At 44.2% G+C, this 17,064-nt stretch carries 19 protein-coding genes; all 19 read left to right on the plus strand.

Features of this window, described 5'->3' with window-relative positions:
• On the plus strand, nucleotides 1–888 hold an 888-nt coding region (locus G632_RS0117780; protein ID WP_022770875.1), incomplete at its 5' end, for a LysR substrate-binding domain-containing protein.
• A gap of 372 nt (nucleotides 889–1,260) precedes the next feature.
• Nucleotides 1,261–2,343, plus strand: coding sequence for a DUF5688 family protein (locus G632_RS0117785; protein WP_022770876.1), 1,083 nt, complete (start codon nucleotides 1,261–1,263; stop codon nucleotides 2,341–2,343).
• 104 nt (nucleotides 2,344–2,447) lie between these two features.
• Nucleotides 2,448–2,645 (plus strand): hypothetical protein, encoded by a 198-nt coding sequence (locus G632_RS0117790; protein WP_022770877.1) that lies wholly within the window; start codon nucleotides 2,448–2,450, stop codon nucleotides 2,643–2,645.
• 6 nt (nucleotides 2,646–2,651) lie between these two features.
• The gene (locus G632_RS0117795; RefSeq protein ID WP_022770878.1) at nucleotides 2,652–3,119 is read left to right on the plus strand and encodes a PcfB family protein; all 468 of its coding nucleotides are present in this window, start codon (nucleotides 2,652–2,654) and stop codon (nucleotides 3,117–3,119) included.
• Entirely contained in the window at nucleotides 3,116–4,879 is a 1,764-nt protein-coding gene (locus G632_RS0117800; RefSeq protein ID WP_022770879.1) for a VirD4-like conjugal transfer protein, CD1115 family, read from the plus strand. The genes G632_RS0117795 and G632_RS0117800 overlap by 4 nt, the downstream gene beginning before the upstream one ends.
• 203 nt (nucleotides 4,880–5,082) lie before the next feature.
• Complete coding sequence (locus G632_RS0117805) at nucleotides 5,083–5,295, plus strand: Maff2 family mobile element protein (RefSeq protein ID WP_022770880.1); 213 nt, start codon at nucleotides 5,083–5,085, stop codon at nucleotides 5,293–5,295.
• A 128-nt stretch (nucleotides 5,296–5,423) separates the two neighbouring features.
• Nucleotides 5,424–6,290 (plus strand): VirB6/TrbL-like conjugal transfer protein, CD1112 family, encoded by an 867-nt coding sequence (locus tag G632_RS0117810; RefSeq protein ID WP_022770881.1) that lies wholly within the window; start codon nucleotides 5,424–5,426, stop codon nucleotides 6,288–6,290.
• Between the two features lie 16 nt (nucleotides 6,291–6,306).
• A complete protein-coding gene (locus G632_RS0117815; protein WP_022770882.1) occupies nucleotides 6,307–6,690 on the plus strand; it encodes a PrgI family protein in 384 nt (127 codons plus the stop codon).
• Between the two features lie 22 nt (nucleotides 6,691–6,712).
• Complete coding sequence (locus G632_RS0117820; protein ID WP_026512694.1) at nucleotides 6,713–9,094, plus strand: VirB4-like conjugal transfer ATPase, CD1110 family; 2,382 nt, start codon at nucleotides 6,713–6,715, stop codon at nucleotides 9,092–9,094.
• Nucleotides 9,095–9,109: 15 nt separating this feature from the next.
• Nucleotides 9,110–10,867 (plus strand): C40 family peptidase, encoded by a 1,758-nt coding sequence (locus tag G632_RS20710; protein WP_022770884.1) that lies wholly within the window; start codon nucleotides 9,110–9,112, stop codon nucleotides 10,865–10,867.
• 12 nt (nucleotides 10,868–10,879) lie between these two features.
• Entirely contained in the window at nucleotides 10,880–11,137 is a 258-nt protein-coding gene (locus tag G632_RS0117830; RefSeq protein ID WP_022770885.1) for a DUF4315 family protein, read from the plus strand.
• Nucleotides 11,124–11,924, plus strand: a complete 801-nt coding sequence (locus tag G632_RS20715) for a DUF4366 domain-containing protein (protein WP_022770886.1) — start codon at nucleotides 11,124–11,126, stop codon at nucleotides 11,922–11,924. Before G632_RS0117830 ends, G632_RS20715 begins: the two co-directional genes overlap by 14 nt.
• On the plus strand, nucleotides 11,924–12,472 hold the full coding sequence (locus G632_RS0117840) for a hypothetical protein (RefSeq protein WP_022770887.1): 549 nt from the start codon (nucleotides 11,924–11,926) through the stop codon (nucleotides 12,470–12,472). Before G632_RS20715 ends, G632_RS0117840 begins: the two co-directional genes overlap by 1 nt.
• A 126-nt stretch (nucleotides 12,473–12,598) precedes the next feature.
• Nucleotides 12,599–13,843, plus strand: a complete 1,245-nt coding sequence (locus G632_RS20720) for an ArdC-like ssDNA-binding domain-containing protein (protein ID WP_022770889.1) — start codon at nucleotides 12,599–12,601, stop codon at nucleotides 13,841–13,843.
• Nucleotides 13,840–14,256 (plus strand): DNA topoisomerase III, encoded by a 417-nt coding sequence (locus tag G632_RS0117855; protein ID WP_022770890.1) that lies wholly within the window; start codon nucleotides 13,840–13,842, stop codon nucleotides 14,254–14,256. The genes G632_RS20720 and G632_RS0117855 overlap by 4 nt, the downstream gene beginning before the upstream one ends.
• Before the next feature lie 7 nt (nucleotides 14,257–14,263).
• Nucleotides 14,264–14,677 carry a hypothetical protein gene (locus tag G632_RS0117860; RefSeq protein ID WP_022770891.1) on the plus strand — a complete coding sequence of 138 codons (414 nt, stop codon included), beginning with the start codon at nucleotides 14,264–14,266 and terminating at the stop codon, nucleotides 14,675–14,677.
• A gap of 1 nt (nucleotide 14,678) precedes the next feature.
• Nucleotides 14,679–15,014 carry a plasmid mobilization protein gene (locus G632_RS0117865; RefSeq protein ID WP_022770892.1) on the plus strand — a complete coding sequence of 112 codons (336 nt, stop codon included), beginning with the start codon at nucleotides 14,679–14,681 and terminating at the stop codon, nucleotides 15,012–15,014.
• 10 nt (nucleotides 15,015–15,024) lie between these two features.
• Nucleotides 15,025–16,437 (plus strand): relaxase/mobilization nuclease domain-containing protein, encoded by a 1,413-nt coding sequence (locus G632_RS0117870; RefSeq protein WP_022770893.1) that lies wholly within the window; start codon nucleotides 15,025–15,027, stop codon nucleotides 16,435–16,437.
• Nucleotides 16,438–16,847: 410 nt separating this feature from the next.
• A partial coding sequence (locus G632_RS20725) for an ASCH domain-containing protein (protein WP_155828924.1) occupies nucleotides 16,848–17,064 on the plus strand: 217 nt, incomplete at its 3' end.

Consider the following 17,064-nt stretch of genomic DNA (forward strand, 5'->3'; position numbering starts at 1 on the left):
ATTATGCTGGATTTCAGAATAGATACTTTCCTCTGCGTTTGCAGACACCTCAATTTCACCAAGGCGTCTAAGGAGCTGAATATTACTCAGCCCGCTGTTTCTCAGCACATACATCATCTTGAAAATGAATACGGGACAAAGCTGTTTACTCAGGATGGAAAAAAACTTTTTCTAACTGACAACGGAAAACTCCTGTATAAAAAAATGAATCAGATAAAAAATGATGATGAAAGTCTCAAAGAAATACTTTCACAGAATAACCATGGCTTAAAAGACATCTCTTTTGGTGTCACCATGACCATAGGAGAATACATAATTGCTGATCCGATCAGTGATTACATAAAAAATCACCCGGATACTAATCTTAAGATTACATTTGGCAACACATCGGAGCTTCTTAAAAAACTCTCCGAGGGGGTTATAGATTTTGCACTTGTAGAAGGATATTTTCCTGAAAATGATTATGAAACGCTGCTTTTTAGCAAAGAAGAGTTCGTTTCTGTCTGTTCGGCAAAGCACTCTTTCACTCAGAAGCCGCGCGTGATAAAAGATCTCTTTCCCGAGCGAATTCTTATAAGAGAACCCGGTTCAGGAACGCGCAATATATTAGAAAGAGCTCTTGCCCTGAACAATTACTCTACAAGTGATTTTAGGAATTTTATCCAGGTGGAGAACATGCATGCCATAATAAGCCTTATTGAAAAAGACTGTGGCATCACCTTTTTATATAAAGCAGCGGTTGCATCCGGACTGCAGTCCGGATATCTGAAAACAATCCCCCTTGACGACTTTAGGGTAAAACATGATTTTACCTTCATCTGGCCAAAAGATACTGTTTTCAGTGAAGAGATCCGTGCAATATGTGAGGAAATCCTACCGGTGGCATAAACATTTTAGTAAAATGAATAACGATAAGCATACCTATTCTTAAAAAAGCATGCAAGCAGTCTGAAAAAGAGCAGGAAGAACGGATCAGGAAGCTTTTTGAAGATAGAAACAAGCCTGCCTACCAAACGTCACTAAAAATGCCAAAACGTCACTAAGATGCATGAAATTTGCATGGTTTTTGCGTTGAAAGCCGATTTTCGATGTGATATTGTTATAATGCGCCAAGAAATGAGCAGCAGGGAAGCAGCTCATCTCCTGGCTTTTTCTTTTGCAAAAGAATAACCATTAACCAAAGACGCATGTCTCTGATCGAAGGATTGGAGCTGCGTCTTTTTCTATGCTCAAAAATACAAAAGAAAGCGAGAAAACAAAATGGATTTTGAGACATTTAGAGAAAACCTTGCCAGAGATATTAAGGAAACACTTGAGGCTAGGACCGGAACAGACTTTGAAGTCGAGCACCGTACAGCGGAAAGAATGAACGGTAGCTATGAGGCAATCGTAGTAAAGCCTGCAGACAGCGAAGTAGGAGTCAGCCTTAATGCAACCACTCTTTATCAGGACTACGAGAGCGGCGTTTCTTACGAAAACATTGCAAAGGGAGCAACTGATCTGGCGGACAGATCTCTTAGAAACCAGCCGGAGTTTGATGTGGATTCTTTCAAGGACTATGACAAGATGAAAGGTACACTTGCAATGGAGGTCGTCTCCAAGGAGAGAAACGCTGAGCTTCTTGATACAGTTCCTCATAAAGATATTGAGGATATGTCAGTGGTTTATCGCTTTGTACTTGGCGAAACACCTGCGGGTTCAGGAACAATCCTTGTTACGAATCAGATGCTTGAGAATTATGGGATTACCGCAGATCAGCTTCATGCGGACGCAATGAAGACAGCACCTGAGGTGAGACCTCTTGTAATTGAGGGCATGTGCGAAGTTCTTGCAAAGCAGATGGGGGTTCAGGATCTTGAGATGTTGGGGCTTAACATCCCACCTGAGCAGGAGCAGATTTTTGTTGCATCTGTGGAAGGCAATGTACATGGCGCCGGAGTCCTTGCTTACGAAAATTTCATGGAGAAAGCTTCGGAGAGGGTTGGAGGTGAGTCCTTCTTCATTTTACCCAGCAGCATCCATGAAATTTTGATCGTGCCTGACAACGGCATAATGGATCTTCGTCATCTTGAGTCGATGGTAAGAGAAGTAAACGCTACTACAGTGGATCCTTCCGAGCAGCTGACAGACAACGTTTATCACTACGATGCCAAGGAAAAGGTCTTTGAGCTTGGTGAGAAGTATGTGGAGCGTCAGGCTGCTAAGGAGGCCAGAGGGCATGAGGCTTCGGAAAAGAAATCTCTCCTGGGAGATCTTAAAGCGGCAAAGGATGAGGCTTCCAAGACACCTCACAAGGATGCTGACATCGGAGAAAAGTCCAAAGACGGTAAGAGTCTTGGCTGATTACAGAAGATAGAAAAGGTATGATCGGCACTGGCCTGTGGTATATCCCGGACTGGTGCCTTTCTTTTACCAAATACATTTTCATAGAACAAGGAGAAACTCAAATGCATAAAGGAAAACCAAGCAAGCATAAACTCAGCTGTGCAAGAAACAGCTCAAGAGAAATGAATCCTATCCCGGTTGGGAATCTTAAACCACATAATTGCAAAACTCCATGTCCTTACGGAAATGGAACTACCTTTTGTTTTCCATGTATGGCCAAGATCATGAACGAGCATAATGCATTAAGAAAGGCTGGATAACTGTCTATGACAGATGAAACATCAAGAGATGTTGTGAGATTCGTGATAAGGACAGGCAAGGTGTCGGCTAAGGCTCTCTGGAAGGGGCTTTGCGCAGTTGTTCGTGCTTACAAACACCATAAGCAGACCGGAAAGCAGAGCGTGAAAACACTTATAAGGCAGGGGCAGGGTGCAACCAGTATGGAGGTGAGCGGCGAGAGCCTTAGGACTTTCAAGCGCATTGCCAACAAGTATGGAGTGGATTTTGCCATCGTAAAAGACAAAACTTCTGATCCAGTGCGCTACAACTGCTTTTTCAAAGCTAAGGACATGGACGCTATAACTGCCGTGGTAAAAGAGTACTCGGATAAAGTTGTAAAACGTGAGCAGAGGAAAGAAAAGCCCAGTCTCATCAATCAGATCCGTAAGCTCAAGGAGGAAATAGCAAAGCATCCCCGCAAGGAGAAAGTAAAGAACAAGGAGATTGTCAGATGACCTCAAAGATAAAAAAGAAGATCATACTAAACATCCCTTACTTTGCTGTAGGACTCTTTTGCACGAATCTTGGTGAAGCCTGGCGAATCGCCTGGGGCAGCAATATGTCTGAGAAGGTTCAGGGACTTATATTGTACGGAGGCTTTAAAACTGCCTTTGCCAACATGCTTCCAAGCTTTCATCCATTAGACCTGGCTGTTGGCATTGCTTGTGGAGCAGGACTTCGTCTTGCAGTTTATATCAAAAGCAAGAATGCCAAGAAGTTTCGCCATGGAGAAGAGCATGGCTCAGCAAGGTGGGGAAAACATGAGGATATAGAGCCTTTTGAGGACCCGGTCTTTGCAAATAATGTGATCCTGTCACAGACAGAGAAGATCACTATGAATTCAAGACCTCCTGATCCAAAGTACGCCAGAAACAAGAACGTTCTTGTGATTGGCGGTTCCGGTTCAGGTAAGACAAGGTTTTTTATTAAGCCGAATCTTTTACAGTTTCACAGTTCCTATGTTTTAACTGATCCAAAGGGAACGCTCATTGGAGAGGTCGGGAACGCTTTTGTGAAGGCCGGGTATAGGATAAAGGTCTTTAATACCATCAATTTCAAGAAGAGCATGCATTTTAATCCCTTCGAATACATCCATTCAGAGTCGGACATCTTAAAGTTGGTAACCACGCTTATGGCTAACACCAAGGGTGATGGTTCGCCCACCGATCCGTTTTGGGAGAAAGCTGAAAGGCTTCTTTACACGGCGCTGATCGGCATGATCTATTATGAGGCCCCTGCAGAGGAGAGGAATTTCAATACGCTGATTGAGATGATCAACTCAATGGAGGTCAGAGAGGATGATGAATCCTTCAAAAATGCGGTGGATATCCTGTTTGAAAGGCTTGAGAAAAAAGATCCAAACCACTTTGCAGTAAGGCAATATTCCAAGTACAAACTCGCTGCCGGCAAGACAGCTAAATCGATTCTTGTGAGTTGTGGTGCAAGACTTGCTCCTTTTGACATTGCCCAGGTAAGGGAAATTATGAGTTATGACGAGCTGGAGCTTGATACCATCGGAGATGAAAAGACAATTCTGTTCCTTATCATGTCTGATAATGACAGTACTTTCAACTTTATGATCAGTATCATCTACAGCCAGCTATTTAATCTCTTATGCGAAAAAGCAGATGATGTATATGGCGGAAAGCTCCCTGTCCACGTGCGCTGCCTCATTGATGAGGCGGCGAACATCGGACAGATACCAAATCTGGAGAAGCTTATGGCAACAATCCGAAGTCGTGAGATATCGGCGGCGCTTGTGCTTCAGGCTAAATCTCAGCTGAAAGCTATCTACAAAGATAATGCAGAGACCATCTGCGCCAACTGCGATTCACAGATATTCCTGGGTGGTACAGAGCAGTCTACCTTAAAGGATATCAACGCTACTTTGGGAAAAGAGACAATCGACCACTATTACACAGGTGAGACCAGAGGAAATCAGCCCACCTACAATCTGACTTATCAGAAACTGGGCCGTGACCTTATGAGTATTGATGAGCTCTCTGTAATGGACGGTTCAAAGTGCGTTGTACAGGTTAGGGGAGTGAGACCCTTCCTGTCGGACAAATACGATCTTACACAGCATCCAAATTACAAACTAACTGCGGATGCAGACAAAAAGAACTGGTTTGATGTGGAGAAATTCCTTAGCCACAAAGTGGTGCTTAAACCGGATGATGAGTATGAAGTAATTGAAGTAACAGATGAGGATTAAGACTCAAAAGGTCTTTTCCTATAAATGCCTGGAAACAGGCATGTGCGATCGCACGCCAGAAGCCAGTCGACGGGCTCTGGCAGTAACTATCAACCGGCATCCCGGAATACGAGGGGTGTCGCTAACCAACAAAAAATATTGGAAGGAGGATAACCAAGAATGCAGGCGGCATAGAGCTGCTTGCGTTTTTGGTTTTCACAATTATGGCATTTTTTCAGAGTGCAGTAGGATCACTGCAGACAATCGTTATCGCATTAGGCGCAGGCCTTGGAGTGTGGGGCGCCATCAACCTTTTGGAAGGATATGGCAATGACAATCCTGGCGCGAAGTCACAGGGAATGAAGCAGCTCATGGCTGGCGGTGGTGTTGCCCTCGTTGGCACAACACTTGTACCTCTTCTTGCAGGACTTTTCTGATCTGCGAAAAGAGAAGCAAAAAAGACAACTGAATATTGAGAAAGTACAGGCTGGCGGGAGAGAACTCCTGACCAGCCTTTCTTTAACTACATCCAGCGATAAGCTGGCAAAGATATGGGAGGGATGTTGTGGATAGAGTAATCCAGCAAATTGAAGAACATATCAAAGAATTTATAATCCCTGTCCTAATGCAGTATTTTCAGAGTATGTTTGGATACGTTAATGATCAGGTGGCAGGCATAGCTTCAGATGTGGCTGTGACGCCATCAGCTTTTTCGCCGGGAGTTTTCAGTATGGTGAGGAACGTGTCTGAGACGGTGATAATGCCCATAGCGGGTATAATACTGACCTTTGTGGCCTGCTATGAGCTGATACAGCTGATCATCAGTTATAACAACCTGGCAAGCTTTGAGACCTGGTTTATCTTCAAATGGATATTTAAGACATTTGTTGCAGTTGAGCTCATTACGCATACATTCGATTTTGCGCTGGCTGTCTTTGATGTTGCCGGGCATGTGATTGCAAGTGCCGGTGGAGTCATTGGTGCATCAACAGCAATTGATTCATCAGCTCTTTCAAGCCTTCAGTCCACATTGGAAACGATGAACGTATTTGAATTGTTTGGCCTGTTTCTGCAGGTATCAATTATTTATGTGACTATCCTGGTCCTTTCAAGGATCATTTTTGTCATTATCTATGTGAGGATGATTGAAATATACATGTATGTTTCTATGGCGCCAATTCCTTTTGCAACATTTGGAAACAGGGATCAGAGCACAATGGGTATGAACTATGTAAAGAGTCTTTTCGCTCTTGGTTTTCAGGGCTTCCTGATCATGATCTGTGTAGGAATATATGCAGTATTGATCCAGTCAGTAGCTTTTTCAAGCGATATAGTCGGATCCCTTTGGGGAGTTGTAGGATATACGATCCTTCTGGCATTCTCGCTCTTTAAGACAAGTTCAGTATCCAAGTCAATCTTACAATGCATTTAACAGGGAAGGAGAAAAAATGGCAGCTTCGTACGTAAGCGTGCCGAGAGATCTTACGAAGGTCAAAAGCAAAGTTATTTTCAATCTGACAAAAAGACAGATCATATGCTTTTCGGTGGCGGCGCTCATAGGAGTACCGTCTTTTTTTCTGATAAAAAGCGTGGCTGAGATAAACGTGGCAGTCATGGGAATGATGGTTGTTATGATGCCAATATTCTTTTTTGCCATGTATGAAAAGAATGGAAGACCTTTGGAAGTCTATCTCGGGCATTTCATAGAGGCCGTATTCATAAGGCCAAAGAAACGTCCGTACAGAACGGATAATTACTACGCGGCGCTTCATAGATGTGCTGCAGTAAAAGAGGAGGTGGAAGAAATTGTTCGTGCTTCCGTGGAGGAATAATAAAAATACCAGGGAATTTATCATGCCTGAGGGTCTTAACAGAAAGCAGCAGGAAGAGGTAAAAGAGATAATCAAAAACGCCCAGAAAAACGATGGGACGCCGAGAACATCCCAGCAGACAATTCCTTTAGAGAGAATGTTTCCGGATGGAATCTGCAGAGTGGGGGAGGACTATTACACCAAGACCATTCAGTTCCAGGATATCAACTACCAGCTGGCACAGCAGGAGGATAAGACGGAAATCTTTGAGGAATGGTGTGGATTTCTTAACTTTTTTGACAGCTCGGTTCATTTCCAGCTGTCCTTTATGAACTTCGCAACTGAAGTAGGAGATTTTGAGAAAAAGATTGCGATTCCTCATCAGGCAGACAGATTCAATGATGTAAGGGATGAATATTCCGGAATCTTATTAAAGAACATGCAGGCAGGAAATAATGGTCTGACCAAGGTGAAGTACATAACTTTCGGAATTCATGCGGATTCCATGAAGTCTGCAAAGCCAAGGCTTACACATATTGAGGTGGATATCCTCAATAACTTCAAGCGACTTGGTGTAATTGCCGAGACTCTTAATGGGGCTCAGCGCCTTGAACTCATGCACAGACAGATGCATATGGGTGAGACGGGTAAATTCCGCTTCGATTGGAAGTATCTTGTAAACTCAGGACTTTCGGTAAAAGACTTTATTGCTCCAAGTTCCTTTGAATTTCCTAATGGCAGATACTTCAAGATGGGAGATACCTGGTGTGCCATGAGCTTTTTGTCCATAGATGCTTCTGATATAAGTGATAGGATGCTGGCGGATTTCCTGGGAATGGAATCAAGTCAGATCGTCACAATGCATCTGCAGTCCGTGGACCAGAATGAGGCAATCAAGACCATCAAGCACACCATAACTGAGCTGGACCGCTCCAAGATTGAGGAACAGAAGAAGGCGGTCCGCGCCGGATATGACATGGAGATAATTCCCTCAGACCTTGCTACATATGGCAAGGATGCGAAGGCTCTTTTAAAAGAGCTGCAGTCTCAGAATGAGAGAATGTTCCTGCTTACGTTCATTGTGATGAATACGGGAAAGACAAAAGAAGAGCTGGATAATAATATTTTTCAGGCTTCTTCTATAGCACAGAAACACTCATGCAATCTAGTGAGACTTGATTTCCAACAGGAGCAGGGACTTGTCAGTACGCTTCCTCTTGCTTATAACGAGGTGGATATACAGCGTGGTATGACAACCTCAAGTACAGCGATCTTTGTGCCTTTCACGACACAGGAACTGTTTCAGGATCACAGAGGAGTACTGTATTATGGGCTCAATGCTCTTTCCAACAACCTTATCATGGTGGATAGAAAACTCCTTAAGAATCCCAACGGCCTTATCCTTGGAACACCCGGATCCGGTAAGTCTTTTGCCGCAAAGAGGGAAATAGTAAATTCCTTCCTGGTAACAGACGATGACATCATCATATCGGACCCGGAAGCAGAATACAGACCAATGGTTGAGTACCTTGGAGGGCAGGTTATCAGGATAAGTCCAACATCGGATCAGTACATAAATCCAATGGACATCAACATGAATTATTCTGAAGACGATAATCCGGTGATGCTGAAGGTGGATTTCATCCTGTCTCTTTGCGAGCTTATCATGGGTTCAAAAGATGGTCTGCAGCCTGCGGAAAAGACAATCATAGACAGATGTGTAAGGCAGGTCTACAGAAAATATCTTGAGAATCCATGTCCTGAGAATATTCCGATACTGGAAGATCTCTACAATCTGCTCCTACAACAGGAGGAGCCAGAGGCTAAGTATGTAGCAACCGCCCTTGAAATCTATGTTACAGGATCTCTTAACGTCTTTAACCACAGGACAAACGTGGAACTTCACAACAGGCTTGTTTGTTTTGATATCAAGGATCTTGGCAAGCAGCTTAAAAAGATAGGCATGCTCATTATCGAGGACCAGGTCTGGGGCAGAGTATCCGAGAACAGAGAGGCAGGAAAGTCCACAAGATACATAATGGATGAGATGCACCTGCTACTTCGTGAGGAACAGACTGCGGCCTACACAGTTGAGATCTGGAAGAGATTTCGTAAGTGGGGAGGCATGCCGACCGGCGTTACTCAGAACGTCAAAGATCTGCTTGCTTCCAGGGAAGTAGAGAACATATTTGAGAATTCCGACTTTATCCTGATGCTCAATCAGGCGGTCGGAGACAGGGCAATCCTGGCTAAACAGCTTAACATAAGTCCGCACCAGCTTTCGTATGTAACACATTCGGGAGAGGGTGAAGGGCTTATTTTTTATGGCAATGTCATCCTGCCATTCGTTGACAGATTCCCTAAGGAAACAAAACTCTACAAGGTTCTTACAACCAAGTTTGCGGAAAAAGAAAATGCGGTTTAACCAAAGGAGATGAGCATGGCTGAAGGATTATATACAAGAAATCCTCCAAGGGATAAGAATCCCGGAGACCAGAAGGATAATGCACCAAGAGTGCATGCAAATAAATTAAAGAACAAGGATTCAGCCAGCAAATACTACGGACAAAAACTAAGGACCGGTAAGGCTGACAATAGCGAGACGCTTGAGGAAAAGAATCATCGTGAAAAGCTCAGAAAGCAGACTCAGAAGAAAGCATCTGAAGTCGAAAAGGTGAGAAAATCCCAGGAAGCTGCAAAGAAAGAACGAACTGTGAGTAAAAGTTCGGTAAGTATTTCTGAGACGGCATCAAGAGTAGTAGCTGCAGCTGACATTATGTCGGATGTGGTTAATTCATCGGAAGATAACAGAGGCGAGAGCGCTGTATCTGAAGAAGTCTTCGAGGCAGGAGGCTATGTGGCCAGTGGTGCAGCAAGCCATGTTACATCCAAAGTAAAGAATGGCAAGTACAGCAGTAAAGTTCATGGCCGGAAGGAAGTAAGTGCTGAAACCAAAGAAGCAGCCAGGGAAAAGGCCCGTCGAGAAATTCAGAGAAAAATGATGGAAAGACAGGCTAAAGCTGCTGAGAATGGCGGAAAGATCGGAAGGAAGATAACTGAGAAGGCAGAAGACGTTGTTGGAGCTATCGGTGAATTCATTACTGAATTTGTTCAGGACAATCCTGCGATAAGCATCATTATTGTGCTGGTTCTTCTGATAGTACTTATCTGCTTTGGACTTCTTAGTTCCTGCGGAGCTATTGCTTCCGGCGGCGGAGATGTCACTGTCATAACATCCTACACCGCGGAGGACACAGATATCCTTGCGGTGGAAGATGATTATAAAGAACTGGAAGAGGGTCTGCAGGATGAGATCGATGAGATAGCTGAGGACCATGCGGACTATGACGAGATCAACTACTACCTTGATGAGGTTGGTCATAATCCCTATGAACTTGCAGCTCTTTTAACAGTGATATTCGAGGCCTACAGAGAAGATGAGGTACAGGAAAAATTACAGGAGATCCTTGAGCTGCAGTATGAAATCACCTATGAGGAAGAGGTTGAAACCAGGGAAAGAGAAGTAGAAGACACCAGATGGGTAGAAGATGATTCCTACGCTGAAGGCGGATACTACGAAGACTACACCTACACAGAGGAATATGAGTATTACATCTGCAATATCTATCTTGTTAATCACGGCCTTGACTATGTGACAGAGCACCTGGGACTCACTGACGATGATATAGCCCGATACGAAGTTCTAAAAGAAACCTACGGTAACAGGATGTATCTCTTCGGCGAGGATGATATCTACAGTATTCCCGGAAGCAGAGAAGGCGACAGTGATGAACATCACGTTCCCGGAGAGTATCTCTCAGATGAAGAATTTGCAAGGATGCTTCATGAGGCTGAGAAATATTTGGGCGTGGAATATGTCTGGGGTGGATACAGTCCTGACGGCTTTGACTGTTCAGGATTTGTCAGCTGGGTCATCAATCACTGTGGTAACGGATGGAACTTTGGAAGACTTACGGCTAATGGTCTTAGGGCAAGAACAGATTATGTTCCGTCTTCAGAGGCAAAGCCCGGAGATCTTGTCTTTTTCCAGGGAACCTATGAAGTGTCCGGAGCCAGTCATGTTGGAATCTATGTGGGTGGTGGCTGGATGATTCACGCCGGAAATCCGGTGCATTACTCAAATATCAATACGCCCTACTGGCAATCACACTTTTTAGAATATGGGCGTATACCGTAAGGAGGAAAAGTTATGTTTGAAAAGTTAAAACGACTCAGGGCCGACCGGGACAGGGCGCAGGCCAGACTGAATGAAGCCAAGGCAAAACTTGATGAAGTCAATGAAAGGCTCAAGGCAGAAGAGGCCAGCAGCATGGTCGGTATTGTTGAAAGGCTTGGGCTTTCTCCTGAGCAGCTTGCAGAATACCTGGGAGTTGAGGAAAAACCGGCAGCTCCTGCAAAAAAAGAAAACAAAGGAATTGTGGAGGATATCTTAGATGAAAGCTTTTAAGTTAATAGCTGCCAAGGCTAAAGTCCTTGGATGTTCAGTGGCTCTTATGGGGTCACTTTTTTGTTTTACACCTGTAACTGCCATGGCGGGTGGATATGACTGCACCTGCGAGACGAAGTGTACAGAGGATCACGTGGATGAAAACTGCAAGCTCTGTAAACAGGACTATCACAACTGTGAGGGAAAAGAGCCTGAGATAGAGGAAAAGTGGGGACCACTTACTCCTGACGGCAACATGGAGCTTGTGGATGATTATGGATCTCTTGAAGCAGGAGGCAAGCAGTTCATAACTGTAATGACCAAGAACGGCAACTACTTCTACATCATCATCGACCGTGATGATGACGGCAATGAGAAGGTTCATTTCCTGAACATGGTGGATGAGTCAGATCTTTTGTCCCTCATGGATGATGACCAGGTCAGCGAATATATAAAAGTTACAGGGATAGGCAAGGAAGAGGAAAAAGAGCCTGAAGTGGTGACACCACAGCCTCAGCCTACACCGGAACCTGAACCTGAGCCCAAGGAAGAACCTGAACCCAAGAAAGACCCGGTCAATGTAAATGGAATTATGGCGATCATACTTGTGATCGGACTTGGAATTGCCGGCGGATTCATGTATTACACCTCAACCAAGAACTCCAAGAAGAAGTCCAAGGCGATAGATCCTGATCAGGACTATACCGATGATGATTATCTCAGGAGCATAAGTGCCGAGGATGATGAGATAGAGCTTGAAGAGGAAAAAGAGCCTGAGGATGCGGAAAGCGATAAGGAGGATGAGTGATGGGAGTAACTGAAAAAGAGTTTTCAAAAGAAAAGCTAAAGGTAACGCTGGCAAAGCTCTTCGGATTCCTGGAATATGATCAGCTGATTGAAGGTTTTTATAACGAAGATGATTACAACAAATATAAGGATGAAGATGAGGACGTCATCATAAACGCGCTGGCAGAAGAGTATGCCAATAATCTTTATCCTGAAATCCTTGGTCAGTTCAAGGCATTTGTTCCAAACATCTTCGGATATGATTCGGAAGGGGAACTCCTTAGCTCAGAGCTGTTCTATCTTCCTGCAGTGAAGATCTATGAAGACATAGATACTTCCTACAATGATGGCGTAACCGTAGTTTATGACACCAACGAGATTTACATGCTTACAAATGGCGATATCATTCAGGTTATGTCACTGGTGGTTCAGACAAAAGAATTTATGATGAACTACAGGGGATATGTCCAGGAGCTTAAGGGCGATATCAGCTTTGCATTTGAAGAGGAGGATCTCTTCGGAAGATTGTGGGATATCGCAGCAGGGTATCGCGACGAGGAGGATGAGTGATGGCACGAAAAAGCAGATTAACTATCTTTGCAGTAAAAATAAGTAAAGACATGAAGAAGGAGCCTGACAAAAAGGCTCCTTCTTCAGTTAACGGGGACAAGACAAAGAAGTGAGGAGGTGACTTGAATGCCTGAAACAGCAACAGAAAAGAAATCATATGAGCAGAAAGCTGATTTTAAGAGCCGGGAGGACAGGCTTAAAGAACTGACAGATCAGCTTGAGGTTGGCGTTAAAGGTGTAAGAAATAGCGCAGAGTTTAAAAACCTTCTAGCTACAATGGCCAAGTTTCCGCACTACTCAGTTAATAACTGCATCCTGATCACCATGCAAAAGCCTGATGCAACTCTCTGTCAGAGCTATACCGGCTGGAAGAATATGGGGCGTTATGTGAAGAAAGGCGAGCGGGGTATCAGGGTCATCGCACCCGCGCCTTACAAGATTGAGAAAGAAGTGGACAAGGTTGATGCCAACGGAAAAGTCATTCTTGATAGAGATGGAGAGCCTGTGAAAGAGACCAGGGAGATCAATGTCATGAGCTATAAGGCAGAGACTACCTTTGATGTTTCACAGACTGAGGGAAAAGAGCTTCCGCAGCTTGCTATCAATGAGCTTAAGGGTGATGTAAACAAGTTCACTATTCTCATGGATATCATCAAAGATATTAGTCCTGTACCTATTGGTTTTGAAGATATTAAGACCGGAGCCAAAGGTTATTACCATGTGCAGGATAAGAGGATTGCAATCCAGGAAGGGATGAGTGATCTGCAGACTCTCAAGACCTGCCTTCACGAAGTTGTTCATGCCAAGCTTCATGCTGATCCGGGAAAAGAAATCAATAAGAACAGGAAAGAGATTGAGGCAGAAGGAACTGCAGCAGTTGTCCTTAACTTCTTTGGCTATGATACAAGCTCCTACAGCTTTCCATATCTGGCATCCTATTCCACGGATGAAGGTCTTAAGGAACTAAAGAGTGCTCTTGGAACCATCAGGTCAACATCTTCCATGATCATCAAATCTGTGGAAGACATGATGATCGATAAAGAAAAGACTCAGGAGATGAGTCCGGAGCAGGGGGCGCTCCTGGAACAATATGCGAAGGAACAGGCAGGTGTTAAGTCCAAAGAAGGGATTGAGAAGAGCCATCATGAGGGTGACACGCCACTGAAAAATGCAGATGGAGTTGTTGCCGATAAGTCAGGAATTACAGGAAATGTTGGCAGAAAGATACTGGGTACAGTCCGTATCCTTCCTGATGGATGGGGCGGAGTTAAGCAGTCTCTTCTGGATAACCTGAATATCCGAAAGGATCAGATAAAAAACGAAACGGCAGAGAAAGCTGCCGGTAAAGAGAAGGAGGTAGTCACGAAATGAGTGGTATAGATGATGGATGGAAGGATGCTGCCGATTTTGGAGACGAACTTCCATTTGGAAATTTTGAGGACGGCAGTGGAACTAAACAGGCCTATGCGAACGATGATGTAGTTGGCAACTGTCCTGTATGCGGCGCTCACATTGTTGCAAGAGAGAAAGGTTTTCTTTGTAACAATATGGAGTGCCGTTTTGGTTTGTGGAAGAACAACAGATTCTTTGAGGCAATTGGAAAAGAAATGACCAGGGAAGTAGCAGATGAGCTTCTTAACTGCGGGACAGTCAAGCTTGATGGATGTAAATCCAAGAGAACCGGGAACTCTTTTAACTGCTACGTGGATCTGACTGTGGATGAGGAGCAGAGGCCTCACTTCGAGATCCGATTTCCTCAAAGGAAAAAGAAAGAAGGGGAGTGATGATTGTATGGAAAGAAAAACAGGAACACCGATAGAAAAGTGGGACGACGTTAACGGAAAAGTACCTGAACCGGAACCCGAGGTAGTGGAGCAGCCGGTGAAACTTCCACAGGAACAGGACCCTAACATCATCGGAAATGTCAGAAGGGGCCTTGAAGATCAGCTGGAGCAGAACGACAACATGATCGGAGATGGTGTTATCAATAATCTCCCTGAGGACGCTCATAAAAATGAGCCCATGATTGATAACAACGCCAACGGCATTCCGGATGAAGATGAGAAGCCAATTGGGAAAGATCATTTCCATGAAGTTATCACGGAGAGGGAAGAGAAGACTTCTCTTTTAAAAGAACTCCACGAGTGTAAGCACGAACCCGATGATCATCCCTGCAAGTCTTTTGCTCCTGAGCTGGTGCTGTGATATGAAAGAACCATCTCAGGGAAGGATCTTTGTCCGGGTTACTCCTGAAGAACGGATGAAGATCATGCAGAAAATGGAACTGGCCGGTGTCAGAAAAATCAGCGCTTACATGAGAAAGATGGCCATCGATGGTCATGTCATCATGCTGGATCTGTCAGACATAAAAGAAGTGGAAAGGCTTCTTGGCGAATACACTGATACGCTTAAAAAGTTTGAAAAGAAAGCAGAAGAGACCGGCTGTATATATCTTCAGGACATAAAACAGCTCCGGGCAGAGCTGGATGAAATATGGGAAACACTAAAGGAAATTCTTTTCAGATTATCATTTATCAAGTAAGGGAATCGCTATGGCAGCAACAAGACTAATTGCACTTCACGCCACCAAGGGAAGGACTTTGGCGAAGTGCCTCAAGGAAAGAACGGATTACGCAATGAATCCGGACAAGACGGAAAAAGGGAATCTGGTTACAGCTTATGCCTGTAATCCAAGGACTGTTAACGAGGACTTTCTTTTGTCCAAAAGAGATTACGAAGTGGCAAACGGAAAAGAAAAGGGAGACGTGATCGCTTATCAGATCAGGCAGTCCTTCAAGCCCGGGGAGATCACGCCGGAGGAAGCAAATCGAATCGGATATGAGACAGCCATGAGATTTACCAAGGGCAGTCATGCATTTATTGTGGCCACACATACCGACAGAAATCATATTCACAACCATGTGATCTTCAACTCCACGACTCTTAAGGGCGACAGGAAGTTTACCAATTTTTCTTATTCCGGCATTGCCCTGGGGAGACTTTCCAATCTTATCTGTATGGAAAATGGTCTGTCAGTTATAGCGCCTCAGCCTTATCACAGTAAGACAACTTACATACATGCTGAGCGAGGACCCACATTCCGCGATGGAATTAGAGAAGCAATCGACACGGCTCTTTCCAAAAAGCCAGGCTCATTTGATGAGCTGCTGTCGAAGCTCTCCGAGCAGGGGTATGAGATCAAGAGAGGCAAGCACACTTCCGTCAGAGGAAATGGTCAGACCAGATTCATCAGGTTCCGTTCACTTGGAGATGGCTATACGGAAAAAGATCTGCATCAGAAACTTGAAGGTGTGGCAAGAGGAGTAGAAGAGAGAAAAGACACTTCTCCAAAAGAAAAAGCCAAGCCCTCCTACAGAGAGGATAGCTTCGACCTTCTCCTTAACATGCAGGAGGTTATTGCAAAGGGAAAAGGTCCCGGCTATGAACTCTGGGCGAAAAAGTACAACGTCAAAAATGTCATGAAGGCACTTCTCTTTTTCCAGGAGCAGGGACTTAGGACTTACAATGAACTTGAGAAAAGAGCCGGAGATACTTCCGATAGATTCTCTGAGCTCAGTGATCAGATCAAGGGTTACGAGAAACGTCTTAAGGAAATCTCAGAACTTAAGAGTAAGATCATTGACTACTCCAAGACAAAAGACATCTATCAGCAGTACAGACAGTCTGGTTACAGCAGACAGTTTTTTGCTGAGCACAAGGAAGAGATCATGACTCACAAGGCAGCCAAAGATTCTTTTAACAGGCACAAGGGAAAACTTCCTTCTGTAAAAGAACTCAGCGATGAGTACGGAAAAGTTTTGGCAAAAAAGAAAGCGGCCTACTCCGAATACAAGGAAGTCAGAAAAAATATGCAGACATATCAGACTGCAAAATATGACATCGATAAGATCCTGGGGATCGAAAAGACTCCGGATCAGAACAGGACACGCGAACAGACGCGATGATTTTTTTAGGGACATTACTATCAGAAAGATGATGGTAGTGTCCCTTCTTTTTTTGTGCCTTTAGCTCGCGAAGAGAGCTTAGTCAGATTGAAAATCTGATGCGAGGGGATTGGGGATACGCCCCAACAAGTGAGTACGACGGAGCATTTATGCGCAGGAATACACCACTTGCCACTTTACTTACTACCGTTAGGACACGGCTCAGCCACGGGTCGGCGCGCCGGAACGTGGGCCGGGATTTTTTTCAGATACTCAATATTTTGTGTCTGAATGGACAAGATCTTCCTTGGTGTTACTATTCACAGCCAAATAATGAGTGTTGAGCGACTCTGCAATTGTCAAAATGATGATTGCAGAGTTTTTCTATGTGTGTCATTCTTAATAATATCATATTTGAAGAGGTGATGTTTTTGAAAGCACTTAGCCTAACACAGCCATATGCTGAACTAATAAAAAATGGGGTTAAGTCTATTGAAACCCGTAGCTGGAAAACTGATTATAGGGGCATCATGTACATACATGCAAGTTCCACAAAAATTCCTAAAGGAAGCAGGGAGAATACCGAGTTAATGAAGCTGGCTGGAGGCAATGATATGGATTATGGTGCTATCATCTGTTCATGTAATC

Origin of the sequence: Butyrivibrio sp. NC2007 (assembly GCF_000421405.1) — a bacterium.
Lineage (GTDB): Bacteria > Bacillota > Clostridia > Lachnospirales > Lachnospiraceae > Butyrivibrio.